21 protein-coding genes, 1 tRNA gene and 2 pseudogenes are annotated in these 25965 nt (G+C 62.3%); 12 read left to right on the plus strand and 12 right to left on the minus strand.

The window, feature by feature from the left end; genetic code table 11:
• Positions 1–17: 17 nt before the first annotated feature.
• The 6 genes and pseudogenes from G3T16_RS12890 to G3T16_RS12915 all read right to left on the minus strand — a co-directional run bounded on the left by G3T16_RS12890 (position 18) and on the right by G3T16_RS12915 (position 7731).
• Positions 18–917, minus strand: a complete 900-nt coding sequence (locus G3T16_RS12890; RefSeq protein WP_163495610.1) for a hydroxymethylglutaryl-CoA lyase — start codon at positions 915–917, stop codon at positions 18–20.
• On the minus strand, positions 918–2921 hold the full coding sequence (locus G3T16_RS12895; protein ID WP_163495611.1) for an acetyl/propionyl/methylcrotonyl-CoA carboxylase subunit alpha: 2004 nt from the start codon (positions 2919–2921) through the stop codon (positions 918–920). It lies immediately after the preceding gene.
• A gap of 3 nt (positions 2922–2924) precedes the next feature.
• A complete protein-coding gene (locus G3T16_RS12900; RefSeq protein ID WP_163495612.1) occupies positions 2925–3716 on the minus strand; it encodes an enoyl-CoA hydratase/isomerase family protein in 792 nt (263 codons plus the stop codon).
• Between the two features lie 698 nt (positions 3717–4414).
• Positions 4415–6022 carry a carboxyl transferase domain-containing protein gene (locus G3T16_RS12905; protein ID WP_163495613.1) on the minus strand — a complete coding sequence of 536 codons (1608 nt, stop codon included), beginning with the start codon at positions 6020–6022 and terminating at the stop codon, positions 4415–4417.
• A gap of 14 nt (positions 6023–6036) precedes the next feature.
• A pseudogene (locus G3T16_RS12910) lies at positions 6037–7205 on the minus strand (isovaleryl-CoA dehydrogenase).
• A gap of 145 nt (positions 7206–7350) precedes the next feature.
• Positions 7351–7731 (minus strand): MerR family transcriptional regulator, encoded by a 381-nt coding sequence (locus G3T16_RS12915; protein ID WP_163495614.1) that lies wholly within the window; start codon positions 7729–7731, stop codon positions 7351–7353.
• Between the two features lie 311 nt (positions 7732–8042).
• Between G3T16_RS12915 and birA the strand changes: the two genes are divergently transcribed.
• From birA to G3T16_RS12940, 5 genes are all read left to right on the plus strand, one after another.
• Positions 8043–9020, plus strand: coding sequence for a bifunctional biotin--[acetyl-CoA-carboxylase] ligase/biotin operon repressor BirA (birA, locus tag G3T16_RS12920; RefSeq protein ID WP_163495615.1), 978 nt, complete (start codon positions 8043–8045; stop codon positions 9018–9020).
• Positions 9017–9775, plus strand: a complete 759-nt coding sequence (locus G3T16_RS12925; RefSeq protein WP_197911665.1) for a type III pantothenate kinase — start codon at positions 9017–9019, stop codon at positions 9773–9775. The genes birA and G3T16_RS12925 overlap by 4 nt, the downstream gene beginning before the upstream one ends.
• Positions 9776–9960: 185 nt before the next feature.
• Positions 9961–10413: a Cd(II)/Pb(II)-responsive transcriptional regulator gene (gene cadR, locus G3T16_RS12930; RefSeq protein WP_163495616.1), complete on the plus strand. Its 453-nt coding sequence runs from the start codon at positions 9961–9963 to the stop codon at positions 10411–10413.
• Positions 10414–10492: 79 nt separating this feature from the next.
• Positions 10493–11140, plus strand: a complete 648-nt coding sequence (locus G3T16_RS12935; protein WP_163495617.1) for a cation diffusion facilitator family transporter — start codon at positions 10493–10495, stop codon at positions 11138–11140.
• 101 nt (positions 11141–11241) lie between these two features.
• A tRNA-Thr gene (locus tag G3T16_RS12940) sits at positions 11242–11317 on the plus strand.
• 234 nt (positions 11318–11551) lie between these two features.
• Here the strand turns inward: G3T16_RS12940 and G3T16_RS12945 are convergent.
• Positions 11552–12529, minus strand: coding sequence for a dipeptide epimerase (locus G3T16_RS12945; RefSeq protein WP_163495618.1), 978 nt, complete (start codon positions 12527–12529; stop codon positions 11552–11554).
• Between the two features lie 710 nt (positions 12530–13239).
• Here G3T16_RS12945 and G3T16_RS12950 point away from each other — a divergent pair.
• Together G3T16_RS12950 and G3T16_RS12955 are read left to right on the plus strand one after the other, a co-directional pair.
• Positions 13240–14880, plus strand: coding sequence for an N-acyl-D-amino-acid deacylase family protein (locus G3T16_RS12950; RefSeq protein WP_163495619.1), 1641 nt, complete (start codon positions 13240–13242; stop codon positions 14878–14880).
• Between the two features lie 168 nt (positions 14881–15048).
• Entirely contained in the window at positions 15049–16692 is a 1644-nt protein-coding gene (locus G3T16_RS12955) for a midcut-by-XrtH protein (RefSeq protein ID WP_163495620.1), read from the plus strand.
• 59 nt (positions 16693–16751) lie between these two features.
• On the opposite strand, the gene G3T16_RS12960 is transcribed toward G3T16_RS12955, so the two are convergent.
• The 4 genes from G3T16_RS12960 to G3T16_RS12975 all read right to left on the minus strand — a co-directional run bounded on the left by G3T16_RS12960 (position 16752) and on the right by G3T16_RS12975 (position 19440).
• Positions 16752–17270, minus strand: a complete 519-nt coding sequence (locus G3T16_RS12960; protein WP_163495621.1) for a hypothetical protein — start codon at positions 17268–17270, stop codon at positions 16752–16754.
• A gap of 10 nt (positions 17271–17280) precedes the next feature.
• Positions 17281–18015 carry a superoxide dismutase family protein gene (locus tag G3T16_RS22500; protein WP_197911666.1) on the minus strand — a complete coding sequence of 245 codons (735 nt, stop codon included), beginning with the start codon at positions 18013–18015 and terminating at the stop codon, positions 17281–17283.
• 188 nt (positions 18016–18203) lie between these two features.
• Positions 18204–18746 (minus strand): PRC-barrel domain-containing protein, encoded by a 543-nt coding sequence (locus G3T16_RS12970; RefSeq protein ID WP_163495622.1) that lies wholly within the window; start codon positions 18744–18746, stop codon positions 18204–18206.
• Positions 18747–18957: 211 nt separating this feature from the next.
• Positions 18958–19440 (minus strand): DUF4112 domain-containing protein, encoded by a 483-nt coding sequence (locus G3T16_RS12975; protein ID WP_163495623.1) that lies wholly within the window; start codon positions 19438–19440, stop codon positions 18958–18960.
• Positions 19441–19776: 336 nt separating this feature from the next.
• Here G3T16_RS12975 and G3T16_RS12980 point away from each other — a divergent pair, with 336 nt between their 5' ends.
• Positions 19777–20703 carry an ABC transporter ATP-binding protein gene (locus G3T16_RS12980; RefSeq protein WP_163495624.1) on the plus strand — a complete coding sequence of 309 codons (927 nt, stop codon included), beginning with the start codon at positions 19777–19779 and terminating at the stop codon, positions 20701–20703.
• Positions 20700–21460 (plus strand): annotated as a pseudogene (locus G3T16_RS12985) (ABC transporter permease). Before G3T16_RS12980 ends, G3T16_RS12985 begins: the two are co-directional and overlap by 4 nt.
• A 12-nt stretch (positions 21461–21472) precedes the next feature.
• Here G3T16_RS12985 and G3T16_RS12990 read toward each other — a convergent pair.
• Positions 21473–22072: a uracil-DNA glycosylase family protein gene (locus G3T16_RS12990; RefSeq protein ID WP_163495625.1), complete on the minus strand. Its 600-nt coding sequence runs from the start codon at positions 22070–22072 to the stop codon at positions 21473–21475.
• Positions 22073–22449: 377 nt separating this feature from the next.
• On the opposite strand from G3T16_RS12990, the gene G3T16_RS12995 reads away from it, so the two are divergent.
• The 3 genes from G3T16_RS12995 to G3T16_RS13005 are packed head-to-tail and all read left to right on the plus strand — an operon-like array spanning position 22450 to position 25541.
• On the plus strand, positions 22450–23760 hold the full coding sequence (locus tag G3T16_RS12995) for an RNA polymerase sigma factor (RefSeq protein ID WP_232059069.1): 1311 nt from the start codon (positions 22450–22452) through the stop codon (positions 23758–23760).
• 39 nt (positions 23761–23799) lie between these two features.
• Entirely contained in the window at positions 23800–24189 is a 390-nt protein-coding gene (locus G3T16_RS13000; protein ID WP_163495627.1) for a YciI family protein, read from the plus strand.
• 20 nt (positions 24190–24209) lie between these two features.
• Positions 24210–25541: an MFS transporter gene (locus tag G3T16_RS13005; RefSeq protein WP_163495628.1), complete on the plus strand. Its 1332-nt coding sequence runs from the start codon at positions 24210–24212 to the stop codon at positions 25539–25541.
• Positions 25542–25965 lie beyond the last annotated feature (424 nt).

Raw genomic sequence — 25965 nt, forward strand, 5'->3', positions numbered from 1 at the left:
GGCGCGCCTGACCGGACTCAGCCGGCGCCCAGGGCACGGGCCACCCGCGAACCACTGTCGCGATCCAGCGCCGCACAGATGCGATTGCCGGCCGCTACCACTGTCTGCAGATCCACCCCGGTGGTTATGCCCAGGCCATTGAGCAGGTACAGCACATCTTCGGTGGCGACATTGCCTGAGGCGCCGCGGGCATAGGGACAGCCACCGAGCCCTGCTACCGAGGCATCCACCGTCGCGATACCGTGCTGCAGCGCCACCAGGATATTGGCCAGTGCCTGACCGTAGGTGTCGTGGCAGTGGACAGCCAGCCGGTCGGCGCCGATATCCTGCAGCAGGGTTGTCAACAGGCGGTCCATGCTGCCGGCGGTGCCGGTACCGATCGTGTCGCCCAGTGATACTTCGTAGCAGCCCATATCCAGCAGCGAGTGACTGACCCGGGCCACTGCCGCGGGATCGATGTCGCCCTCATAGGGACAGCCCAATACGCAGGAGACGTAGCCGCGCACCGGCAGCTGTGCCTTCCTGGCCGCTGCCATCACCGGTTCGAAACGCAGCAGGCTCTCGGCAATGCTGCAGTTGATGTTCTTTTGCGAGAAGGCCTCGGAAGCGGAGGCAAATACCGCCACTTCATCCGCCCCCGCTGCCTGCGCCCGCTCGAAGCCCTGCAGATTGGGCGTCAGGGCGCTGTAGCGCACCCCGGGGCGTCGCTGCAGGCCGGCGAATACGGCCTCACTGTCGGCCATCTGGGGCACCCATTTGGGATTGACGAAGCTGCCTGCCTCGATCACCGGCAGGCCTGCCGCGGCCAGATCGTCGACCAGCTGCAGCTTGGCCTGCAGCGGGATGGTTTGTGATTCGTTCTGCAGTCCGTCCCGGGGGCCCACTTCCACCAGGGTGACCTGTGCCGGCAATGCCATTTATGCGTCCTCTGACTCGGGGGTAAAGACCAACAATTCGGCGCCGCCGTCCACCAGGTCGCCTGCCTCGAAGTAGAATTGTTCTACCACGCCGGCGGCGGGGGCGCGAATGGTATGTTCCATTTTCATGGCCTCCATGACCAGCAGCGGGGTTTGCGCCTCCACCCGGCTGCCCGCGGCAACCAGCAAGGTAACCACGGTGCCATTCATCGGCGCGGTCAGGCCGCCGCTGCCACCGCTGCTGTCGGTTTCACCGGTGTCCGGCCGCAGCTCACGGAAGTGGCAGGCGCCATCTGCCAGGTACAGGGTAAAACCGTCCTCGGTGCGGGCCAGCGTGGCACGCTGGCGGTGCCCGGCCAGCTCAAAACGCAGTTCATCGCCCTCCAGCTCGCCGCGCAGGACCGTATCCTGGTCATTGGCAGTGATCCGGTAACTGCCGTCGCGCTGCTGCTCCACCGCCGCAGTATAATCCTGTTGATGGCAATGCAGGATAAAACGGTGGCTGTGGGGCTCATTCAGGCGCCAGGCATTGCCGCTGTGCCACGGCGACCAGGGGTCGCTGCAGGCGCCGGGTGCAGCCTGCTGTTGCCGGTACAGCAGCAGTGCCAGCGCCGCCAGCGGCAGCTCCCGCCGCAGGTCCTGCTGGCGCTCGTGAAAAATCAGTTCGCCGTGACGTTCGATGAAACCGGTATCCAGCTCGGCCCGCTGGAACGGGGCGCAGGTGGCGAGGTTGTAGAGAAAGTCCAGGTTGGTGACCGTGCCGCCAATGCGATAATCCGCCAGTGCGCTGGCCAGGCGCTGCAGGGCCCGCTCCCGGGACTCGTCCCAGACGATCAGCTTGGCGATCATCGGGTCGTAGTAGACACTGATTTCATCGCCCTGCTGGACCCCGGTATCCACCCGCACATGGGCCGATTCCGTCGGCGGGCGAAGGTAGGCGAGCTTGCCGGTGACCGGCAGAAAATCATTGTCCGGATCCTCCGCATAGATGCGCGCCTCGAAGGCATGGCCGCGCAGTACCAGCTGCTCCTGGCGCAGCGGCAGCGGTTCCTCACTGGCCACCAGCAACTGCCATTCCACCAGGTCCTGACCGGTAATCATTTCGGTGACCGGATGCTCGACCTGCAGGCGGGTATTCATCTCCATGAAATAGAAACTGCCATCTTCGTCAAGCAGGAACTCCACCGTGCCGGCGCCCCGGTAGTCGATGGCCTGGGCCGCCTGCAACGCGGTGGTGCCCATGGCCTCGCGCAGCGCGTCGGTCATGCCCGGCGCCGGCGCCTCTTCGATCACCTTCTGGTGACGGCGCTGCACAGAACAATCCCGCTCCGCCAGGTAAATGCCGTTGCCGTGGTTGTCGCAGAACACCTGCACCTCCACATGGCGGGGCTTGGTTAGGTATTTTTCCACCAGCATGGTGGCATCGCCAAAACTGGCGCTGGACTCGCGCTGCGCCGCTGCCAGCGCCGCGTCGAACTCATCCCCTGACCACACCTGGCGCATGCCCTTGCCGCCACCGCCGGCGGTGGCCTTGAGCAGCACCGGGTAGCCCATCCGGTCCGCCTCCGTCCGCAGTAGCGTCGGGTCCTGGTCATCGCCGTGATAACCCGGCACCAGTGGCACCCCGGCCTCGCCCATGATGTGCTTGGCGGCAGACTTGGAACCCATGGCCTCGATCGCTGCGGTGGGCGGACCGACAAAACAGATGCCGTTATCGGCACAGGCGCGGGCGAAACCGGCATTCTCCGACAGGAAGCCGTAGCCCGGATGGATGGCCTGGGCGCCGGTGCTGCGGGCGGCCTCGATAATCCGCTCTGCCACCAGATAGGACTCGCGCGCCGGGGCCGGACCGATGTGCACCGCTTCATCCGCGAGCTGCACATGCAGCGCGTTGCGGTCGGCCTCGGAATACACCGCTACCGTGGCGATGCCCAGGCGCTGTGCCGTTCTGATGATGCGGCAGGCGATTTCGCCGCGGTTGGCAATCAGCAGCTTGTTAAACATGGCTCAATTCCCGATCCAGTTGGGTTGGCGTTTTTCCAGAAAGGCAGCCAGGCCCTCCTGGCCTTCATGCGACACGCGGATATGGGCGATACGGGCACAGGTATCCTCCACCAGCTCGGCGTCCAGCTCCTGCCCGGCGACACCGCGGATCAGATCCTTGGCGGCACGCACCGCCTGCGGCCCGTTCTGCAACAGACGCTCCACCAGCGCCTCCACCCCGGCGTCCAGCTCAGCTTCGGCCACCACCTCGCTGACCAGCCCCAGCTGCAACGCCCGGCGGGCATCGATGCGCTCGGCAGTGAGAAAATAGCGCCGCGCTGCGCGCTCGCCGATGGCCTTGATGACATAGGGGCTGATGGTCGCCGGTACCAGCCCGATGCGGACCTCGGACAGCGCAAACCCCGCTCCCTCTGTGGCCACGGCCATGTCGCAGCAACTGACCAGCCCCACCGCGCCCCCAAAGGCGGCACCCTGAACCCGCGCAATCGTGGGCTGGGGTAACTCGTACAGGGCCTTCAACATACCCGCCAGCGCTTCGGCATCGCGCATGTTGTGGCCGTAGTCGTAACCGGCCATGCGCTGCATCCAGGCGGCGTCGGCGCCGGCGGAGAAGCTCTTGCCATTGGACGCCAGCACCACCACCCGCACTTCATCGCGCCCGGCGAGCTGATCGAACCCCTCCCGCAGCCGCGCGATGATCGCATCGTCGAAGGCATTGTGCTTGTCGGGCCGATTGAGCGTGACCGTGGCTACGCCGCGGGAGTCGATGTCGGTGATTACAGTATCGGTGACCATTGTTTAGTTCCTGTTCTGAATAAGCTGTGGCATTGGCATTGGCAGCGTGATCGCAGGTTGCTGTTCTGAATGACCTGCGGCGCTGGCAGCGCGAGGACGGGGGGCGCCTGGCGGGACACGCCGCAAGTACATCCCTGTAGGCTCGGTGGCGGCCATCCATGGCCGCCAACGGTCCCGCCAGGCGCCCCCCGCCCTCACGCTGCCTCGACTATCGGACTTCGTAGTTATTTTGGGTGTTCCACTTACTGGAAACCTGGGGTTCGGGCTCGCGAATTTTAATTTGACGGGGTAGTCAGGGTATGGACGTGACCTTGGCCAGTTCGGGTCAGTGGAGGTGACTGAGAGCTCACTCCACTGTATTGGGTACGACCACCACCAAGCGCATTCGTATGTGCCTGTAGCATGTCCCGGCAGATTCGTGCATCCGGTAGCGGATCTCGCTCCCAAGGCAAGGGGGTGGCGCCGTGGAGGCCTTCCCGGGACCGTTGGCGGCCATGGACGGCCGCCACCGAGCGCACATGGATGTGCTTGTAGCGTGTCCCGGGAAGGCCTCCACGGCGCCGCACCCGAATTCGAAGCACCCAGCGCCGCACCCGAATTCAAAGCACCCAACCCCGACTCCGGCACCGACCGCAACACCGACTTCGAAGCACCCAACACCGATCTCGAAGCGATCCTAACCACCAACATCAGCAGGCTCACATCCGAAACACCCCGAAGCGCGATTCCTCCACCGGGGCATTCAGGGTGGCGGATATCGCCAGGCCCAGCACCGTGCGGGTGTCCGCGGGGTCGATGACGCCATCGTCCCAGAGCCGGGCGGAGGCATAGTAGGGGTGGCCCTGTTTCTCGTAGAGATCCAGGATCGGTTGCTTGAAGGCTGCTTCCTCCTCCTTGCTCATTGTCTTGTCCTCCCGCGCCAGCTGATCCTGCTTCACCGTCGCCAGTACCCCGGCCGCCTGTTCCCCGCCCATCACCGAGATGCGCGCGTTGGGCCACATGAACAGGAAGCGGGGTTCATAGGCGCGACCGCACATCGCGTAGTTGCCGGCGCCGAAGGAGCCGCCGATCATGATCGTGAATTTGGGGACCCTGGCGCAGGCGACCGCGTGGACCATTTTCGCGCCGTGGCGGGCGATACCGCCGGCCTCGTACTGCTTGCCGACCATGAAGCCGGTGATGTTCTGCAGGAAGACCAGCGGAATCTTGCGCTGGGCGCACAGTTCGACGAAGTGTGCGCCCTTGAGCGCCGACTCTCCGAACAGGATGCCGTTATTGGCGATGATGCCCACCGGGTACCCGTGGATGCGGGCAAAGCCGCAGACCAGGCTTTCGCCATAGAGGGCCTTGAATTCATCGAATTCGGAGCCGTCGACGATGCGGGCGATGACTTCGCGTACATCGTAGGGCTGGCGGGTATCGGCGGGGATGACGCCGTAGAGTTCGCTGGGATCGTACAGCGGCGCCACTGGTTCCCGCAGGTCCATTGTCACCGGCTTGACCCGGTTCAGGCGGGCCACTGCGCGCCGCATCAGTTCCAGCGCGTGGTGATCGTTGTTGGCGTAGTGGTCGGTGACCCCGGAGGTGCGGCAGTGGACGTCGGCGCCGCCCAGTTCCTCGGCGCTGACCACTTCCCCGGTGGCCGCCTTTACCAGCGGGGGGCCGCCCAGGAAGATGGTGCCCTGGTTCTTGACGATGATGGACTCGTCTGCCATGGCCGGCAGATAGGCGCCGCCGGCGGTGCAGGAACCGAGTACTGCGGCGATCTGGGGAATGCCCTGGGCCGACATCCGGGCCTGGTTGTAGAAGGCGTGGCCGAAGTGCTCGCGGTCGGGGAAGACCTCATCCTGCAGCGGCAGGAAGGCGCCGCCGGAGTCGACCAGATACAGGCAGGGCAGCCTGTTTTGCTCGGCGATGGTCTGGGCGCGGCCCTGCTTCTTGACGGTGAGGGGGTAGTAGGTGCCGCCCTTTACGGTCGCGTCGTTGACGAAGATCATGCACTCCTGACCCGCCACCTGGCCGATACCGGTGATGATGCCGGCGCCGGGGACTTCGTCTTCGTAGACTTTGTAGGCGGCCAGCTGGGACAGTTCGAGGAAGGGCGAGCCGGGGTCCAGCACGGCCTGCAGCCGCTCGCGGGGCAGCAGCTTGCCGCGCGAGACATGCCGTTGTTGGGCCTTCTCGCCGCCGCCTTCACGGATCTTCGCTACCAGCTGGCGCAAGTCGTCCACCTGGGCCTGCATGTGCTCGTGGTTGGCCCGGAAAGTTTCGTCCCGCGGGTTGAGGCTTGATTGCAACACGGTCATGGGGCGGACTCCGGTCAGGCGGTTTCGTTGAACAGTTCGCGGCCGATCAGCATGCGGCGGATTTCCGAGGTGCCGGCGCCGATCTCGTAGAGCTTGGCATCGCGCAGCAGGCGGCCAGCGTTGGCTTCATTGGTATAGCCAAAGCCGCCCAGCGCCTGGATGGCCTGCAGCGCCATCTGGGTGGCTTTTTCGGCGGTGTAGAGTATGACCGCGGCGCAGTCCTTGCGACTCTCCTCGCCCCGGTCGCAGGCAGCGGCGACGGCGTAGAGGTAGGCGCGGCTGGCGGAGAGGTCGGTGTACATGTCCGCCAGCTTGCCCTGCATCAGCTGGAATTCGCCGATGCTCTGGCCGAACTGCTTGCGGTCGTGAACGTAGGGGATCACTTCGTCCAGGCAGGCCTGCATGATGCCCACGGGACCCCGGAGAGCACGGTACGCTCGTAGTCCAGGCCCGACATCAACACTTTCACGCCCTGACCCTCGCCACGCAGGATGTTTTCCGCCGGCACCGGCGTGTTGTCGAATACCAGCTCGCAGGTATTGGAACCGCGCATGCCCAGCTTGTCCAGCTTGGGGGACCGGGAAAAGCCGGGGAAGTCGCGCTCCACCAGGAAGGCGGTAATGCCTTTCGAGCCCGCTTCGGGGTCAGTCTTGGCGTAGATCACGTAGACATCGGCGTCGGGGCCGTTGGTGATCCACATCTTGGCGCCGTTCAGGTAATAGGTGTCACCCTCCCGGCGGGCTTGCAGCTTCATGCTCACAACGTCAGAACCCGCATTGGGCTCGGACATTGCCAGCGCGCCGACATGCTCACCGCTGCACAGGCGGGGCAGGTACTTCTGCTTCTGTGTTTCGTTGCCGTTCTTGCTGATCTGGTTCAGGCACAGGTTGGACATCGCGCCGTAGGACAGTCCCACCGAGGCCGACGCGCGGCTGATCTCCTCCATCACGATACAGTGTGCCAGGTAGCCCATGTCCGAGCCGCCGTACTGCTCCGCCACGGTAATGCCCAGCAGGCCCATGTCACCGAACTTGCGCCACAGGTCGGCGGGAAACTCGTTGTCCCGGTCGATGTCGGCGGCGCGGGGGGCGATCTCCTTCTGGCACATCTGGTGGACCGCGTCGCGCAACATGTCCAGTTCTTCGCCGAGGCCGAACTTGAGGGTGGGATAGCTGGTGTTCATCGTCAGTTCCTGTGTGGTCAATTGGCAAAGGTGGCGTGCCCGAAGGCCGGCTCTGGTGATGCTGGCGCCGATACGGGTTCGGCCCGGGTCTGGCAGTGATCAGTGGGGGGCGGACTGCGGCGGCGGCAAGAGTGGTGGTGCACGGTCATGCCAGGTCCACCAACGCCTGTTCGCAGAGCTGCTGGACTTCGTCCAGGCCCCGCAACATTTCCTCGATATCCCGTTGCTGCCGCAGCAGCCGTGCGCGTTTTTCCCCGACAGTATTGATCAAGGAGTGTAGCTGCTCCCGATTATTGTGCTCGGGGTCGTACATGTCGATGACCTCGACACTCTCCTGCAGGCTCAAACCGATACGCTTGCCGCGCAGAATCAGCTTGATGCGCACCCGGTCAGCGGCGCTGTAGAGCCGTTTCTGGCCTTCGCGCCGGGGGTGAATCAGGCCCTTCTCCTCGTAAAAGCGGATGGTCCGGGTGGTAACGCCGAATTCCCGGGCCAGGTCGGAGATGGTGTAGGTCTTGTCGGTCATTCGGAGCGCGACCTCTGTGGTCTGGCAGTGAACTATGGTGGAACTATAAACCAAGTTGACGTTGACGTAAACGTATAGATGATCGCTACTGGATTCCATGAGGATGATCTGCCGGAGAGTAGCCAGATCACGCTGGCGGTTGCTCGGGGCCTGAACTATTAATCGGAGGTGCCGCCCATCAGGCGCAGGCCCTGGGGCAGGGTGGCCAGCCAGCGGCGCAGGCATCGGGGCCGGTGTTTAGCCCGTTGAAGCGGGTCCATTTTTGCTATCATCCGCAGTTGGCTTTTGAATTGAACGGAAACACGGCCCCTATGACCAGGACGACATTGGTACCCATGCTGGCGGATGGCGAATTCCACTCGGGCCAGGCTCTGGCCCGGACGCTGGGGGTGAGCCGCACGGCTATCTGGAAGCAACTCAACCGGCTGGCGGGGCTGGGGCTGGAGCTGGACTCTGTGCCGGGGCGGGGCTACCGTATTCCCGGGGGGATCGAATTGCTGGACAGCGCCCGGATCGAGGCCGGCCTGAGCGCCGAGGCGGGGGCCCTGCTGCGGGAAATCGTGCTGCTGGAGTCGGTCGACTCCACCAATGCCGAAGCGCTGCGGCGGATCACGACCGATGCGGGGGCCGGCCTGGTCTGCGCCGCGGAGATCCAGACCGCCGGCCGCGGCCGGCGGGGCCGTTCATGGGTGAGCCCCTATGCCCGCAACATCTATCTGTCCTTGGGATGGGAATATCACGACGGTGCCGCGGCCCTGGAGGGCCTGAGCCTGGCGGCGGGCGTGGCCGTGGTGCGGGCCCTGGCACAGCTGGGGATGAGCGGCCTGCAGCTCAAATGGCCCAATGATCTGCTGGTCGATGGCGCCAAGCTGGGCGGGATTCTGCTGGAAATGGCGGGTGATGCCACAGGCCGCTGCCAGGTGGTGTTGGGGGTGGGCCTGAATGTAGCCATGCCGGCCGCGGCGGCGGATGCCATCGATCAGGCCTGGACTGATCTGGCCGCTGTCGCGGGTTCGGCCCTGCCTGGCCGCAATACCCTGGTGGCCAGCCTGTTGAATGAACTGCTGCCGTTGGCGGCCGACTTTGCCAGCACCGGTTTCCTCCCCTGGCAGGACCAATGGCAGGGGCTGGACGCCTACGCCGGCAAGCAGGTGGTCCTGCACAGCGGTGACCAGCGTCTGGCCGGCATCGCCCGTGGTGTGGATGGGCGTGGTGCCCTGCAACTGGAAACCAGCCTGGGGATTCAAGCCATGTACGGTGGCGAGATTTCGCTGAGGGCGGCGCCGTGATTCAGTTGCCGTGGTTGCAGCTGGACGTTGGCAACAGCAGTGCCAAGTGGCGCCTGGTCCGGGACGGCGAGGTGCTGGTTCGTGGTGTCTATCAGCCCGAGGATGCGCAAGCCCGCGACCGGCTGTTGTCCTGCTGCGAGCAGTTGCAGGGAATCTGGGTCGCCAGCGTGGCCTGTGAGGAGGCCGAATGCCAGCTGGCCACATTGCTGCAGCAGCGCTGGCATGTGCTGCCGTGGTTTGCACGCAGCGAGGCGGCTACCGCGGGCCTGGTCAACAGTTATGTCCAGCCCATGCACATGGGGGTGGACCGCTGGCTTGCAATGCTGGGTGCCTGGCGCCGCAGCCCCGGCCGCCTGTGCGTGGTGGACGCGGGTTCGGCCCTGACTATCGACCTGGTGGGAATGGGCGGGAATCATGAGGGCGGTTATATCATTCCCGGCACCTCCCTGATGGAGCGAGCACTGTTGATGGATACCGACCGCGTGCGCTTTGCCGAAGAGGCCGCCTACGATCTGGCGCCGGGCACATCCACCGCCGAAGCCGTGCGCCATGGCATTGCCCTGGCCCAGGCGGCCGCGGTAACCCTGGCCCTTCAACAGGCTGGCGAACCGCCGCCCAGATTGTATCTGTGCGGCGGTGGGGCGGAGCTGCTGCAGCGCCTGCTGGGCGGCCAGGGCGAGTGCTTGCCGGATCTGGTGTTCGAGGGATTGGAGGCGATGGCGGTGGAACATGGCCTTGCGCCGCCTCAGGCATGACCCTCCGGGCGCAATGTCCTGTGTGCAAAACACCCATTGGGCATTGATGTGTACTATCCGGCAGTCGGGGTGACTTATGGCGTTGAGGTCGCCTATAATTTCTGATATGACCTGCTGCATCAGGGCACACTCCGGACATGACTGTCCCGTTCAGGGTGCCCTTGTCATACCGGAGGGTCCGTGCCATGAAGATCGGTGAATTGTCCCGCCAGGTCGGAGTGCCGGTAGAGACCATTCGCTACTACGAAAAGATTGGCCTGATGGCAGAGCCTGCCCGCAGTGACAGTGGCTACCGCGACTATCAACACGTCCATCTGGAGCGGCTCCGTTTCATCAGGCGCTGCCGAAGCCTGGATATGGCCCAGGATGAAATTCGCGAACTGCTGCGGCTGGCTGACCAATCGGATGCCGACTGCGGCGAGGTGGATGAGCTGCTGGCCCGCCACCTCAGCCATGTACGGGAGCGCCTGCGGGAACTGGCAAACCTGGAGCAGACCCTCGAGCAACTCCAGCAAGCCTGCTCGCAGAACCGCACCGTCAGCGAGTGCGGGATTCTCGGCGGTTTGAGCTCGGACCCTCCTCCGGAGTCGTCTCCCGGCAAGCATAATCACATTCCGGGCACTCACGGAACGCGTTGACCATTTCTCCCAGCCACGCTGTTGACTCTGTAGCAGCTACAGGGTTTTTAATGAATATGTACTGACACAGGAGATATTCATGGCGTGCAGCTGTACCCCTCCACAATCTCAAGCCCCCGCGCCGGGGTTTCGCAAGGCATTATGGATTTCCCTTTGGGTCAACCTGGCCATGTTCCTGGTAGAAGGCATTGCCAGCCTTCAGTCCGGTTCCGTGTCCCTGCTGGCCGATGCCATCGACTTCTTTGGCGATAGCGCCAACTACCTGCTGTCGCTATACGTGCTGTCCATGGGCATGCTCTGGCGCGGCAGGGCAGCCATGGTGAAAGGCATCACCATGGCCGTGTTCGGCATCGTCGTGCTGGGCAGGGCAATCTGGGTTGCACAAAGCGGAATCACGCCAGAACCCCTGACCATGGGGACTATTGGCCTGCTGGCTCTGGTAGCCAACGCGGGCGTCGCAATCCTACTGTTCAGGTTCCGCGCAGGCGACTCCGACATGCGCTCGGTATGGCTGTGCAGCCGCAACGACGCCATTGGCAATGTGGCGGTAATGATCGCTGCACTGGGGGTCTTCGGTACCGGTACCGCCTGGCCAGACCTGGCAGTGGCGACCGTGATGGGTGGCCTGGCTATTGTGGCTGGAATCAGCGTGATTCGCCACGCCCGCAGGGACATTGGCAATGCGAAGCAGGCCGGGGTCCGGGCCGCCGGCTCTGAAATCTGTTAGGGCGCCATGGGCTGCAGCGGGCAGTTGCATCGCCGCGGGTCTTTGTCTAAACTTGCCGCCCTTCAAGTACAGCACAGCTGTCCTTGAAGCCGCGGTAAATGGCTGGCGTAGCTCAGTAGGTAGAGCAGCTGATTTGTAATCAGCCGGTCGGGGGTTCGATTCCTCTCGCCAGCTCCAAATTCCCAAGGGTCCTTTGTCGTCGATGGATCCGGGCTCGCAGCGGCTGGCTCCGAGCCATACCCGGTGCGTTTCGTGCCTCAACGCACCCTATGCGGCTGCGAGCCCGCGCGAATCCCTTATGACTACAGTTGATAGGGTGCGCTGACGAAGGAAGCGCACCATCACTTGGAGCAAAGGGATTAGCCCAGCCCCTACTGGCCCCACCCTGTTCTCGGTCTGGTCACCGTGGTGTCAGCCCCAAAGTTGTGGTTCGGGTGGGCTCACTATGCCGCCGTCACCGTAAACCAGCCCGTGCGGCACATCGTGTTTGAGAAGTAGTGGCCCGTCGATGTCGATGAACTGGCAGAATTGACCGACCACATAGCTGGGAGCCATGGACAGGGAACTGCCACACATGTTGCCTACCATCAGCCCGAGTCCCGCGCGTTGCGCCGCTTCAACCAGGGCGAGGCCCTCGGTGAGGCCGCCACACTTGTCCAGCTTGATATTGATCACGTCGTAGCGTTTCGCCGCCGTCACGAACTCACCCAGGTGCAGGCAGGACTCGTCGGCTCCCAGCGGCACTGGCGATTCAAAGGCTTCCAGCTCCGCATCTTCACCCCGCGGCAGGGGCTGCTCGATCATGGCGATGTTCAGGCGCCGTGCGTGTGGCAGGTATTCCTGAAGGGCCGCAAGACTCCAGGCCTGATTGGCATCAACGATCAGATGAGCGTCAGGTCTGGCCGCGCGAATGGCTTCCAGGCGAGCCACGGGGTCATTGGCATCCAGTTTGATCTTGAGATTGTGAAACCGGCCGGCCTGAACTGCCTGTTCGGCCATGACTTCCGGTGCCGCCACACCGAGTGTATAGACCGTGCTTAACTGCCGGGGTGTGATCGACAGCAGTTCCCAGATCGTTCTCCCGGATCGCTTGGCCCGATAATCCCAGAAGGCGCAATCCAGAGCATTGCGGGCGCCGCCGGGGGGCAGCAAGCCCTGAATCCGTTCCACCGAAAGGTCGCTGTTGAGGCTGCCTGCGACCGATTCCAGCTGGGCGGCCATGGAATCGGGACTTTCGCCGAGATAGTAGGCGCCGACGGCTTCTCCCCTGCCGGACACTCCGTCGCCGGTAAGAGTGACGCGCAGCGTTTCACTGGTTTCGAATACGTGGCCAGTAATGGCGAAGGGCGCGGCCATGGGGAAGACAGTTTTCTCGATGGATATGTGCATGGGGGTGATACCTCCTCCGGGCTGGATCTCAGACACCGGCGCCGCAGATGGAGGCCAGCAATAGGCTGCCAGCAATCAGGGGCGGGCTTTGCTCAGGCTTGCGAGTCAGCTCACCGGAACGCTAAATATTTGCTGAGTATATGAAACGTTGTCAATCCGTAAACGAAGCTACCACAAGAGTGTTGTTGTGACAACGCTACAGGTGATCTCCGAATTCCCATCATCAAGCAGCCCAGTCCGTAAGCGCCGATTCCGAATACAAATAAGGCGACTCAATGCAACTCGCATCGATACCCAGGTACAAGATCTATCCGTTCTTCATTTAGCAGGAAAAGCTTTTCACCGGAGTGCTACCTCGTGATTAAAGACGGGATATGTGCCGTCTGCTCGACAAACTGAAGGATTATATTGAACACGCCCGCGAAGAACGGGGTATCCAGCCGAACAGGTGCCGCACACGCTGCCAGCGCCAGCATGGTCGCCAGGATCGCGTTTCAATGTTAATGTTGTTATGACAACATTCATATGCTACGGTTTTCTCCGGCTTCAACATTCCCCCAGCCCCTGATCAAGAGTGGTGGTAACCGGTGAGACATCGGTCCAGTGGGCCGTCGACGGAGCACCGGATTGCGTACCACTGGATGCTGCTGGCGACGACGTGGAATATCAATACAATAAGTTAATGTCAGAACATCATCGGAGAATTATATATGCGGAAAATTTTCAGCGTTGTCGCAATTATGGCTGGTGGCCTGGCTATGACGGCATCGGCCAGCTCACAGTCGCTGGATATCCTCATTCGCAATGGATCCGTTTACGATGGAACCGGATCACCGCCGATCAACACAGATGTCGGAATTGCAGACGGGAAAATTGTTTTGGTCGGATCCGCCAGCCCGGAGCAAACCGCAGAAACAGTTATCGACGCCCAGGGGATGGCTGTTTCTCCCGGCTTCATTGATACGCACAGCCATATATTGGAGTCGGTCGTTAATTTTGACGGTCCGTTCATCGTTACGCAGAATCTCGCACAGGGCGTGACGACATCCGCCCTCGGCTCTGATGGGGGCATGAGCCCGAACGAGCTGCAAACGCTGTTTGAAAAGCTTGATACAAACGGGGTGTCAAATAACTGGTTTTGTTATGTCGGACATAACGGCGTTCGCACCCAGGTGATGGGACACGCCAAACGAGAGGCGACTTCCGCCGAGCTGAATGAGATGAAAGCGCTGGTTCGCGACGGCATGGAAATGGGGTGCTCGGGGTTGTCCGCCGGCCTTATGTATGATCCGGGCATGTATAGCGCGCCTGAGGAAATTGTCGAACTTGCGAAGGCGACGGCTCCCTATGACGGAACCTATGACTCACATTCGCGCAATCCCGTTACAGACTTTTTAAACTCAGAGCTTGAAACCGCGGAGATTGGTATCAAAGCGGGCATTCCCGCTAAACTGGGGCATATTAAAGCTGTTGGACTCTCCCACAAAGGAAAGGCGAACACACTGATCGAGCGCGTCGACGCGCTGCGCACCCAGGGCCATGACATTGTAGGGGACGTTTACCCCTATGATGGCGCCCAGACGCGACGCCTGGCGGCCGTTCTCGTTTTCCCCGGCGAAGGGCCTATCGGGGCGGATCGCTCGACAGCTTCAATCATGGATTTGCTGCGGGAAAAGCTCAAGGATTCCAAAAGCGAAGCTGCGCTCAAGCAAGCAACGGAACAGGGCGTTGACGGGGGATTTTCGTGGATCAAGGCAGTTGGCTACGACAGCGTGCGCATTGTCGACGCCCCCCAGCAACCAGAATTGCTCGACCAATATATAACTCTTCTCGCGGATGAGCGTGGCCAGGATCCGTTCGACACGATGACAGACCTCCTGCTGGACGCAAAAGGTGACATCATCGTTACCGTCGGCGCCATGGACGAGGCAGACGTTCAAGCGTTTATTCTCGCGCCCTGGAACATGATCTCCAGCGATGGTTCGTATATCGGACCGGAAAGCGTTTACGGCGCATCGCCGCATCCACGATCAAGCGGCTCCTTCGCACGAGTGCTTGGGCATTATAGCCGGGACCTGAAATTGCTGCCGTTGGAAGAAGTCATCCGAAAGCTAACATCCCTGCCTGCCGATCACCTGCGCATCCATGATCGCGGACGTATCGAGCCGGGCCTGGCCGGCGATATCGTGATTTTTGATCCCTCTACGATAACGGACCACGCCACCTACGCGCATCCGAAAAGGTTGGCGACGGGGGTGATGAGCGTGATTCTGAATGGTGAACTTGTTTGGAAAGACGGCAAGCCAACAGGCGCCGCGCCCGGAAAGTTCATCTCGCGCCAAACAAAATAATAGCGAAGATCGCTGCGCTCAATCGTCGTGATGTCGGCCGACGCAAGAAGGTGGTGTCCAATAACAATAGGTTATATGCTGGGACATGTTGTGGAACGCTTGGGAGAGAGGCCAACTCGAGCGGCCTGGGCGCAGTAACTGCCAGGCAGGGGACAGGGGGAACAAGGAATGGCATCAAGTCGATTGATGGGCCGCGGGATTGGGGCATTTCTACTGGCATTGGCAGCGCCGGTGTTCAGTCAGAGCATCACTACCAGTGCGGTTGCGCCGGGATCGGCGATACCAGTGCCGGTCACCAATCCGGTAGTGCTGGCGCTGATGACAGTGTTGGTACTGGCGCTGGCGTTGCGGATGTTGCGCCGAGTCGGGCTGCAACGCACGCTGCTGTCACTGCTTGTGGTCGGGACGGTTGTGGGCGCGACCTGGCAGAGTCCGGCGTTGCGTGCTCAGTTGCTGGCAGCCTTCACCAACCCCGACGGGGAGACCCTGCCGATCCCGGTCACGCAGATTCCCGCTGGCCCAGATGTGGCTGGTTTTGAGATGGCGGATTTCAGCAATGCCTCCGGTGTTCCTCTGGTGATAACCAGCCTGGATCCGCCCGTGTTTGAAGACTGCTTTCCGGGTGGTCTGAGCGGCGAGCTGTTGCCGGCCGGGGGTGGCGGCGGAGCATCGCCGGACGCTTGTACTGGCGTGTTGGCCGATGGGGCGAACTGCCGGGTGAATGTGGACAGTATCTGCCGGGCCGAGGCCGAGAACAGTTTGGCCATACTCAGCCTGACTGGCTCGCCACTGACGTTGACAGTCAATGGCGCGGCGGGGGCAATGACCGTCACGAATACCTCCACCCAGGTCACCGCCACCGGCATTGCTTCGAGCTTTGCCGGTACCGCGCTGGCGGGCAATGTCACCGAGTCCGGCAATACCTGCGCAGCGGTACCACCGGGTGGCAGCTGTACCCTGACCTTTACCCCGGGTAATACAGTAGTGCCGGTCACCGATTTGGTTATCAGCGGCGATGACACCAACACCGTAACGGCGGCAATCGAGGTGCAATCGGGTTCGACCCTGACGGAGATCAATCCGGTCCAGGGCGCTGCATCGGGCGGCACCGGCGTCATCCTGAAAGGCACCGGCCTGACCGGCGCCACCGGTATCACCTTTGACGGGGTCGCCGCCACCAGCGTCAATGTGGTCAATTCCACCACCGTGACCGCGGTGACGCCGGCTCAGGTGGCGGGAGCGGTTGATGTGGCCATTGCCACGCCGGCCGGCTCAGCCACGCTGGTGAATGGCTATACTTACCTGGCCACGGCGGTGGGGCAATCCGCGAGCGGCGGTACCATTGCCGCGCTGAACGGTGGGCTGCAGAACCTGGTTGCCGCGGCGGCGGACAACAGTCCCGCGATCGAATGGGGAGGACTGGGCACTGCGACCATTGTTGCCCAGAGCGATACCGACGGTGCCGGCAATACGGCGGCCATCGTCGCGGATCTCGGGCCCAACGGGGGCACTCCCTACGCCGCGCAGCTGTGTAACGACTTCGAGGTGGATTCCCAGGGCAATACACCCTGCCAGGCGGGCAATGCCTGTTACAACGACTGGTTCCTGCCAGCCAGGGGCCAGCTCGACGCGCTGTTTGACAACCGGGTGGCCGTCGGCGGCTATGCCAGCACTGCGTATTGGAGCTCCACCGAGTCTTCTGGAGATCCGGTGATGTCTGCCTGGATTCGGTTGTTTGACTCCGGGTTGACATTTGTTGTGAACAAGGACTTCCTGAGCAGGGCGCGCTGCGTGCGGGCGTTTACTCCCTGACCTTTGCCACGGATCCTGAGGGCGGGAGTCCTTGGCTCAATGATGTAAGAGTGACGGCGTTAAAGGGTTTGCGCCCGGTAATCCACCAGCTCCTTGACGCGCTGTTTCTCCGCTTCGTCCTCGCAATGCACGACGACGGTCCAGCGCCCGGACTGGGCCGCTGTGCGCGTTGAGGCAATCATCGGATCGTGGTCGGGCCGCAATGTGATTGCCCCCGCCAGCATCAGCCCGATCATGGTCAGGAGCCCGCCCGAGGCGATAAACACCATTACCGGACTGGAGCGTGTCAAGGGCGGGCCGAAGCTGACCAGCAGCCAGGCGATCGCCAGCCCCAGCACGAGGAAGGCCAGGCCCAGTACAACGTGCGACTTCAACGCGGTACGGGCGATACCCCGGTCTTCGGGCTCAAGCTTTGAACCCAGCCGCTGATCCCCCGGCACCACCAGCTCTATCCGGGAGTGGTGCAACCCCGGGTCGTCGGCGAGCTGGGCCACGACGGTCTCTGCCGCTTCCCGGTTCCCGAACTCAGCGGTAACCTTGCAGGGATACCGTTCGTCAAGGACCTCAGGTCCCGCCATGGCTATTACCTCACTCCGCCAGCACTTCCCGGTCAATACGAATGACGCCGCAGCCTACCCGCTCACCAGCATTGCCGGAGGGTTGGCTCTCCAGGTCATCCTTGTCGCTGTGAATCACGAGGGCCTTTTGCAGTATCGACGCGGGCCCGGAAAAGGCGAGACCCCGGAAGGCCAGTTCGCTGGAGACCCGGCCATCTTCATCGGCCTCTATATTACCCATGTCGCCGACGTGGTGTTCGGCGGCGTCCGGTGAGCCGTGGGGAGTATCGTACGGGTTGAAATGGCCGCCAGCGGACGAGGCGTCATCCGCCGAACAATCACCCACTTCGTGAACATGGAGCCCGTGGGGGCCGGGCTCCAGACCCTCGAGCTCGACGGTGACCTGCATTTCCCGGTCATCTTTTCCTGCCGAGAAAGTCACGGTGCCCTCTGCGTTGCCGTTACTTGTGGGTTTGATCTGCGCTACCGCTGATTCCACCATTGAATACTGGGCGTTGGCCGCGGCCTCGCCTGACGCTTCGCTAACGCTCTGGTCGCGGTAGGTGGGCTGTTCCGGGCCGGTCGTGGTGGGAGGGTCAGTGTAGTCAGGTCTGGAATCTGCCGCGCCCTCTGCGGGAGCAGAGTCTGTCGGAGGCGGGGTAGTGTCGTCCCGGCCGGGATCGCAGCCGATAATCGCTACCAGTACGGCGAGGATCGCTGCGCGCGGTAGCAGATAGCTTTTGGTCAGGGTTCGGTCATTTTTCATAAGAACCTCCAGATTCTGGTGTCCAGATACACCGCAGTTGTGGACGGCACCTGAGCCTGTGGGCTGTACGATGCAAGCCGAACGGGTATCGGACATACGGGACGGTGACGGGGCTGCGACAGCATGAACCATGCTGCCGCAGCGTCGGATAACGCGCTGGCTATCCTCTGTGACCGTGATATTCCAGGTTACAGATCGTCAGTCGCTCTCTCCATCTTGTCGCCCATCTTTTCGGCACCGCGCTTGGTCTTGTCCCAGGCAGAAGCGCTTGCTTCCTTGGTGCTCTCCCAGGCGCTCTTGGTATTGCGCTTGGTCTTTTTCCAGGCTTGCTTCAGCTCTTGCCGGGTCTCGGTCCACCAGTCTTCATCGTACTGGGGGAAGCTTTTCAAGGCCTCCTGGGTGGCTTCCATGTGGACTTCGTACTCGATATCATCGAATTCGTCGTCGTCACTTTCGGTACGAACCGTGAATGTGCCGCGTTTCGCAACGACTTCACGTCCGCCCAGGCCGAGTATCTCGCCGGTTTCGATGACCAGGGCCTGAATTGACATGTCGTCACCCAGCAAAATGTCTTCGACTTCGCCGATTTCCTCGCCGGTGGAGTCGTAAACGTCAGCGTCCATGAGCTCGTCCGCTGAGTACAGGCCTTGTGCCGCGATGGCCGAGAAGCTCAAGGTGAGGCTTCCTGCGAGCAGCGGCGCGCCGAGCTTCTTGATAAATGGTATTTTCATTGTGAACTCCTTCACTGTGGCAATTGGTGTACATTCTCGTTGGAACGGCTCCGGGCGGCAGCGAGATGCTTGTGCTGCGGCTTGAGCTTGCTGACAGTGTGTGCTTAAGACGGGTGGAATTCTGTGCGGGAACGAACAGTCGAGAAACCGCGCGTCGCGCGGTGGAATAAGAGAGTGACAGCCGGGGTGATACAGGGCCGCTGACTGGCTGTCAACCGCCGGTGAGCAACCGGGCCAGGGCTATACCAAGAAGAGTCACGCCGGTGACCAGTGCTATCAGAAGCGTTAGCGCGGCGGTGACAGTGCCGGCGAGCACCCAGCGGTTCTGGCGTTGGACGGTTGCGGTATCGTGTTCAAAGCGCTGCAACAACTTGACGTTGCGCAGGTTGGCCTTGAATGCAAAGTCGAATAAATCGCCAATGACCGGAATGCTGCCGATCACTGATTCGATGGCGACGTTGCCGGCCATCCGCACCAGTACTGCACGCGGCACACCCCTGCGCCAGGCGCTGAATATCACCACTGAGGACAGAATGGCACCAAGTGCATCACCGATACCCGGTATCAGTCCAATGATGCCATCGAGGCCGATGCTGCGACCGAAAGGGAGGCGGATGCTGCTGTCCAGCAGCCAGGCGTAGCGCTCCAGCAGACGTCCATTGTTGCTCGAGCTTGTGGTGTTGGTAGTTGTCATGGAACGACCTCACAGGATGTGCCTGGTGACAGGATTTATAGCGTCGCTGCGCGGACGTTTTCCGCCAGGCAGGGCTGCGCCAGAGGAAGTTGTCCTGCCAAAGTATTACAGCTTCGTCTTGTGGCTGCGAGTGAATAATACTCCGCATCCGCTGTATGATTATTGCAACAGAGCAGGATTCCCGGCACTGGCCGGTGGTCGGCGCGTCTCGGGGTGGCGAACTGATCGAATGCCACGGAAGCTCCGGGTTGGAACCCGCGGCGGCGACTGGGTAAACTAATTGCCGCGACAGCGGTCTACTTCCCCTGTCCATCTACACGCGCACAAGGAGACCAGGTGCAACCCATCATTGCGATAGAGGGTCTCAACAAGACCTACGATTCCGGTTTCAGGGCCCTCAAGGACATTAACCTCGAAATCCGCCGCGGCGAAACCTTTGCCCTGCTGGGCCCCAACGGCGCCGGCAAGACCACGCTGATCGGCATTATCTGCGGCCTGATCAATCCCACTAGCGGCAGGGTGTGGGCCGACGGCCACGATATCGTCCGCGATTTCCGGGCTGCAAGGTCCAGGATCGGTCTGGTGCCCCAGGAGTTGACTACCGACAGTTTTGAAACCGTCTGGAATACTGTCAGCTTCAGCCGTGGCCTGTTCGGCAGTGCGCCCAATCCCCGCCATATCGAGAAGGTGCTGCGGGATCTGTCTCTGTGGGAGAAGCGCGATGCCCGGTTGATTGAATTGTCCGGCGGCATGAAGCGGCGGGTACTGATCGCCAAGGCCCTGTCCCACGAGCCATCGATATTGTTTCTGGACGAACCCACCGCGGGGGTTGACGTGGACCTGCGCAGGGAAATGTGGAACATGGTCGGCGGTCTGCGCGAGAGCGGTGTCACGATCATCCTCACCACCCACTATATTGAGGAAGCCGAGGAAATGGCCGACCGGGTGGGGGTCATCAACCACGGCGAGATCATTCTGGTGGAAGACAAGAACACACTGATGGCCAAGATGGGCAAGCGTCAGTTGAGCCTCCAACTGCAGGCACCGCTGCAGCATTTGCCGCAGGGCCTGAGTGCCGCCGGCCTGGAACTGCTCGATGACGGCCACCAGCTGGTTTACACCTTCGACGCCCAGCATGAGCCCACCGGGATTGCCGATCTGCTGCGGCAGCTGAATGCCCATCACATTGAATTCAAGGATCTGCACTCCAGCCAGAGTTCGCTGGAGGACATTTTCGTCGACCTGGTGAGGGCCCGGGCATGAATTTTTACGCTGTGCGGGCAATTTACCTGTTCGAGATGGCGCGCACGTGGCGCACCCTGTTACAGAGCGTGGCGTCGCCGGTCATCTCCACTTCGTTGTATTTTGTTGTGTTTGGTTCGGCCATCGGTTCGCGGATGGCCGATATCGGTGGGGTCAGCTACGGCGCGTTCATCGTGCCAGGGTTGATCATGTTGATGCTGCTTACCCAGAGCGTTTCCAATGCGTCCTTTGGCATCTATATGCCCAAGTTCTCAGGCACTATCTATGAGGTGCTGTCGGCGCCGATATCCTTTATCGAGATTATACTGGGCTACGTCGGGGCCGCTGCCAGCAAGTCAGTGATCCTGGGGTTGTTGATCCTCGTTACCGCCAGACTGTTTGTCGAATACCAGATCCTGCACCCGTTCTGGATGCTGGCCTTTCTGGTCTTGACAGCAGTGGCTTTCAGTCTGTTCGGCTTCATCATCGGTGTCTGGGCCGACGGCTTCGAGAAGCTGCAAATCATCCCGATGCTGATCGTGATGCCGCTGACTTTCCTGGGCGGGACCTTCTACTCCATCGACATGCTGCCCCCGTCTGGCGCACGATCACCCTGTTCAATCCGGTGGTCTATCTGGTGAGTGGCTTCCGCTGGAGCTTCTACGGTGAATCCGACATCAATGTGGGCATCAGTCTGGCGATGACGGTGGGCTTTTTGCTTCTGTGCCTGGCGATAATCTGGTGGATGTTCAGAACCGGGTACAAATTAAAGAGTTGAATTAGGACCATGTTAATAGTGTGAACAGGCCCTAGCGTCCAGCAGCCGGGCCACGCGCTGCCGCAGCGCGGGCAGCAGCTCGGCCTCGAACCAGGGGTTGCGCCGCAGCCACAGATTGTTTCTGGGGCTGGGATGGGGCAGGGGTATCCGCTGCGGCCAATATTCCCGCCAGTCCTTGACGCGCTGCGTCACTGACTGCGCCGGGCCGGCGAAATGCCAGCTCTGTGCGTACTGGCCCAGCACCACGGTGAGCTGTACCCGGCCTAATAGCCCCAGTAGCGGTTCGCGCCAGTGGGCGGCACACTCGGGACGGGGCGGCAGATCCCCCGCCTTGCCCCGGCCGGGATAGCAGAGCCCCATCGGCAGCAGGGCCACCAGTCGCGGGTCGTAGAACTGCCTGTCCGTGATACCCAGCCATTGCCGCAAGCGGTCGCCACTGGGATCATCGAAAGGAATACCGCTATCGTGCACCTTCCTGCCGGGCGCCTGTCCGACCACCAGGATCTTCGCTTCGGGGTGCAACTGCAATACGGGTCTGGGCCCCAGTGGCAGATCGGCCTCGCACATCCGGCAGGCGCGTGCCTTGGCCAGCAGCTCGCTGCAGGAGCTCATTCAGTGCTTGCGCCCACTTGTACTGGAGGATGCCTGCCGTCCGTAGCTGCTCGCTTCCCGAGCCGTGGTGCAGTTGTACCCGTCGATGCCGGGGCCGGATGCAGCTCGCATGGGTAGACCTCGGCATTCACCCGGCCGCTATCCATTCGTCGACCGGTTTGGGGCTTGGGCAGAGACATCTGCTCCTCCTGGACAAGCATTGCTGGTCCCAAAATACCAAGCCGGGTCCGCGGCGACAAGCTGCTTTGGCAGCGCTTGCGGCTTGGCCGGCATCAACCCGTCACCTGCAACAGGTGCGGTTGCAGGGCGGTGCTGGTAATCTTGTCCGGCGCAGGGGCGAAGCCGGAGACAGGCGTGGATTGCAGGTGCCAGGAGCGATGCAGCAGCAAATAGAGAACATATACCGCGAGCAGTCCAGGCGTGTGCTGGCCACCCTGATTCGCCTGCTGGGCAACTTTGAGCTGGCCGAAGAGGCATTACAGGAGGCATTTTCGGCCGCGCTGCAGCAGTGGCCGAAGGAGGGCATTCCCGCCAATCCACGGGCCTGGCTGGTTTCTACCGGGCGCTTCAAGGCGATAGACCAGATCCGTCGACGGGCACGTTTTGATGCCTCCCAGCAGCAGTTGGTACAGCAGCTGGAGCTGGCAGCGGGGGAGCCGGAAGTGCCCCCGGGTTTTGATATCGACGACGATCAGCTGCGCCTGATTTTCACCTGCTGTCATCCAGCGATTGGCGAACCTGCCCGCCTGGCAATGACCCTGCGAGAGGTCTGTGGGCTGACCACCGAAGAGGTGGCCAGGGCCTTTCTCGCCAAGCCCCAGACCATCGCCCAGCGTATCGTGCGCGCCAAGACCAAGATCCGCGAAGCCGCAATCCCCTACGAGATACCCGAGCGCAGTCAGTTGCCCGAGCGCCTGGAGACGGTATTGGGCGTGCTCTACCTGATGTTCAACGAGGGCTATTCGGCCTCCCGTGGCGACATGGTTGTGCGCGGTGATTTGATCGGCGAGGCTGTCCGGCTGGCGCGTCTGTTGCTGCAGTTGTTGCCGCCACCGCAGCCCGAGGTACAGGGCTTGCTGGCGTTGATGCTGCTGCATGCTGCGCGCAGCGCGGCGCGTACCGATGCCGGGGGTGAACTGGTGCGGCTGGAGGACCAGGATCGCCAGCTGTGGGACCGTGTCCGAATTGCCGAGGGTCTGCAGTTGGTGGAGCAGGCGCTGGGCCAGCCGGGTTTCGGCAGCTATGCCCTGCAGGCAGCCATCGCCGCGGTACATGCCCAGGCTGCCTCGGTGGAGGATACCGACTGGCCCCAGATTGTCGGGCTCTATGACGTTCTGTTGCGGCGCGAGCCATCGCCGGTGATAGAGCTCAACCGGGCTGTCGCGGTCGCGATGCGCGATGGCCCCGCGGCGGGAGTGGCGATCATTGACAGCCTGTTGCAGCAGGGCTGCCTGACCGAATACCACCTGGCCCATGCAGCCCTCGCCGACCTGTACCGCAGGCTGGACGAGCGGGAGGCGGCGGTGGCTGCCTATCGCAGGGCGCTTGCATTGGCGCAGCAGCAGCCGGAACAGCGCTTTCTGGCTGCTCAACTGGCCGCGCTGGAGGCGCAGGCAGGCGGGCCGGTCGCCGATCCGGATTTCGCCGGGGCGACTGATCGCAAACCAATCGGAAAACCCGCTGAGTGAAGCTGCAACGGCAGTGATTCTGAGCAAGGAGAACGGGCAATGAAATATCTGGCTATGGTGTACTATCAGGAAGGCAAAATGCGCGAGTTGAGCCAGCAGGAGTGGGACGTTCTGAACCGCGAGTGCATGGCCTGTGTGGAGGGGCTGCAGCAAGCCGGTCACTTTCTGGCCGGCGAAGCGCTGCAGTCCACCGACACCGCCACCACCCTGCGGGTGAGGGACGGGCAGGTGGCGACCACCGACGGCCCCTTCGCTGAGACCCGGGAGCAGTTGGCCGGGTTCTACATGCTGGAGGCACGGGATATGGAGGAGGCCGTTGAGCTGGCCTCGCGCATTCCTCCGGCCCGTTACGGCAGCGTCGAGCTGCGCCCGGTGCGGGAATTGCGCACGGAAAACAACGACCAGATCGCCGGGGCGAAATTCGGCTGAAAACCACTGCGGGAGCGCTGATGCACAGGGACGGGCTGGCTCCCAAGCGGGAGATTTTCGGTTGGGCGATGTTCGATTTCGCCAATCAGGGCTACACGCTGCTGATCATCACCGTCGTGTTCGGGGATCTGTTCACCCGGGTGGTGGTCGGGGATGGCCCCGACTACCGGCTCGGCAACCTCCTGTGGAGCATCGCCCTGGCGTGCAGCTACCTGATGGTGGTGGCCGCCAACCCGGTCTGCGGCGCGATCATGGATTATTCCCGCAGCCGCAAGCGCTTCCTGTTTGCCAGCTACCTGCTCACGGTGACCGCCACCGCGCTGCTGTACTTTGTCGAGCCCGGCTGGATTGTTCCCGCCATGCTGCTGGTTATTGTGTCGAACTTTGCCTACTCCATGGGCGAGGGCTTCATCGCCAGCTTCCTGCCCGAGCTGGGACCGCGCCGGGCACTGGGCTGGATTTCCGGCCTGGGCTGGGGGCTGGGTTATATCGGCGGCCTGGTGGCGACCGCCTTCACCCTGTACTTCCTGGGCGATGTCTCGTTGGAGAACTACGCGACCATTCGCTGGGTGGGTCCGTTTGCTGGCGGTTTCTTTCTGCTGGCCGCGATTCCCACCTTTGTCTGGTTGCGGGAGTACGGTGAGGCGCGCCCGCCCTTGCCGGTCGGGGCGCTGGTGCGAGTGGGCTTTGCCAGGATCGCTATCACCTGGTCGGAGCTGGAACGCTTCCGCGACCTGCGCAGTTTGCTGTTGTCCGTGTTTTTTGCAATGTCGGGGATCTACATCATCATTGCCTTTTCGTTTATCTACGGAGCCCAGGTGATAGGCTGGGACGAGCAGGTGCGCATACTGATGTTTGTGACGGTGCAGATCACGGCTGCGGTCGGCGCGGTGGGCTTCGGCCTGCTGCAGGGCCATCTGGGGGCGCGCAAGACCTATATCATTACCCTGTCGCTGTGGATTGTCGCCATTCTGGCGATCTGGCAGACACCCGTGCTGACGGCGCTGGCAGGGCGGTGGCTGGCGGTCGACTGGCAGGCGCAATACGTATTCCTGGTGGCCGGTGTGCTCGCTGGCCTGAGTCTCGGCTCGTCCCAGTCGGCCGCGCGAGCCCTGGTGGGGGCGCTTGCGCCGCGCTCCAAGGCAGCCGAATTCTTTGGTTTCTGGGGCATGGCTGCGAAGGCTGCCGCGGTGTTCGGGATACTCGGCCTCGGGCTGCTGCAATGGGCGCTGGGGCTGGCCGATGCCATCCTGTTCTGCATACTGCTGTTTGTGGTGGCAATAGTGGCCGTGCTGCCGGTCAACGAGGCACGCGGAGCCACGGTCGCCGATGACTGGCGGGAACAGGCGTGAAGCCTGTGCTGCCCAGGCCTCGACCTGCCCTGGCCGCAACCGGTCGGGGGCATAGGGCATAGGGTGCGTTGAGGCACGAAACGCACCGGAGATGGCCCGCCGACACATGGCGCTTGCAACAAAGATGAGGAGGCGATGGTGCGCTTCCTTCGTCAGCACACCCTATACAACCCATGCAGCCCATGCAGCCCATGCAGCCCATGCCGCCCATGCCGCCCATGCCGCCCATGCAGGCGGTGCAGGCGGTGCAGGCGGTGCAGGCGATGCGGGCGGTGCAGGCGATGCGGGCGATGCGGGCGATGCGGGCGGTCGGGGGCATAGGGTGCGTTGAGGTACGAAACGCACCGGAGATGACCCACCACCATCTGGTGCTAGAAACAAACCGGCAAGTGCCCGTTTCCAGGCCCTCTGGAGGCGATCACCG

Origin of the sequence: Kineobactrum salinum (assembly GCF_010669285.1) — a bacterium.
Lineage (GTDB): Bacteria > Pseudomonadota > Gammaproteobacteria > Pseudomonadales > Halieaceae > Kineobactrum > Kineobactrum salinum.

What these genes read in the sequence shown, in the direction of transcription:
- G3T16_RS12950 (WP_163495619.1), top strand. Translation starts at nt 13,240, where the DNA reads ATGCGGAAAATTTTCAGCGTTGTCGCAATTATGGCTGGTGGCCTGGCT.
- G3T16_RS22500 (WP_197911666.1), bottom strand. Translation starts at nt 18,015, where the DNA reads ATGAAAAATGACCGAACCCTGACCAAAAGCTATCTGCTACCGCGCGCA.
- G3T16_RS12905 (WP_163495613.1), bottom strand. Translation starts at nt 6,022, where the DNA reads ATGACCGTGTTGCAATCAAGCCTCAACCCGCGGGACGAAACTTTCCGG.
- G3T16_RS12955 (WP_163495620.1), top strand. Translation starts at nt 15,049, where the DNA reads ATGGCATCAAGTCGATTGATGGGCCGCGGGATTGGGGCATTTCTACTG.
- G3T16_RS12990 (WP_163495625.1), bottom strand. Translation starts at nt 22,072, where the DNA reads ATGAGCTCCTGCAGCGAGCTGCTGGCCAAGGCACGCGCCTGCCGGATG.
- G3T16_RS12970 (WP_163495622.1), bottom strand. Translation starts at nt 18,746, where the DNA reads ATGAAAATACCATTTATCAAGAAGCTCGGCGCGCCGCTGCTCGCAGGA.
- G3T16_RS12975 (WP_163495623.1), bottom strand. Translation starts at nt 19,440, where the DNA reads ATGACAACTACCAACACCACAAGCTCGAGCAACAATGGACGTCTGCTG.
- G3T16_RS13005 (WP_163495628.1), top strand. Translation starts at nt 24,210, where the DNA reads ATGCACAGGGACGGGCTGGCTCCCAAGCGGGAGATTTTCGGTTGGGCG.
- G3T16_RS12960 (WP_163495621.1), bottom strand. Translation starts at nt 17,270, where the DNA reads ATGGCGGGACCTGAGGTCCTTGACGAACGGTATCCCTGCAAGGTTACC.
- G3T16_RS12915 (WP_163495614.1), bottom strand. Translation starts at nt 7,731, where the DNA reads ATGACCGACAAGACCTACACCATCTCCGACCTGGCCCGGGAATTCGGC.
- G3T16_RS12900 (WP_163495612.1), bottom strand. Translation starts at nt 3,716, where the DNA reads ATGGTCACCGATACTGTAATCACCGACATCGACTCCCGCGGCGTAGCC.
- cadR (WP_163495616.1), top strand. Translation starts at nt 9,961, where the DNA reads ATGAAGATCGGTGAATTGTCCCGCCAGGTCGGAGTGCCGGTAGAGACC.
- birA (WP_163495615.1), top strand. Translation starts at nt 8,043, where the DNA reads ATGACCAGGACGACATTGGTACCCATGCTGGCGGATGGCGAATTCCAC.
- G3T16_RS12945 (WP_163495618.1), bottom strand. Translation starts at nt 12,529, where the DNA reads ATGCACATATCCATCGAGAAAACTGTCTTCCCCATGGCCGCGCCCTTC.
- G3T16_RS12995 (WP_232059069.1), top strand. Translation starts at nt 22,450, where the DNA reads ATGCAGCAGCAAATAGAGAACATATACCGCGAGCAGTCCAGGCGTGTG.
- G3T16_RS13000 (WP_163495627.1), top strand. Translation starts at nt 23,800, where the DNA reads ATGAAATATCTGGCTATGGTGTACTATCAGGAAGGCAAAATGCGCGAG.
- G3T16_RS12895 (WP_163495611.1), bottom strand. Translation starts at nt 2,921, where the DNA reads ATGTTTAACAAGCTGCTGATTGCCAACCGCGGCGAAATCGCCTGCCGC.
- G3T16_RS12890 (WP_163495610.1), bottom strand. Translation starts at nt 917, where the DNA reads ATGGCATTGCCGGCACAGGTCACCCTGGTGGAAGTGGGCCCCCGGGAC.
- G3T16_RS12935 (WP_163495617.1), top strand. Translation starts at nt 10,493, where the DNA reads ATGGCGTGCAGCTGTACCCCTCCACAATCTCAAGCCCCCGCGCCGGGG.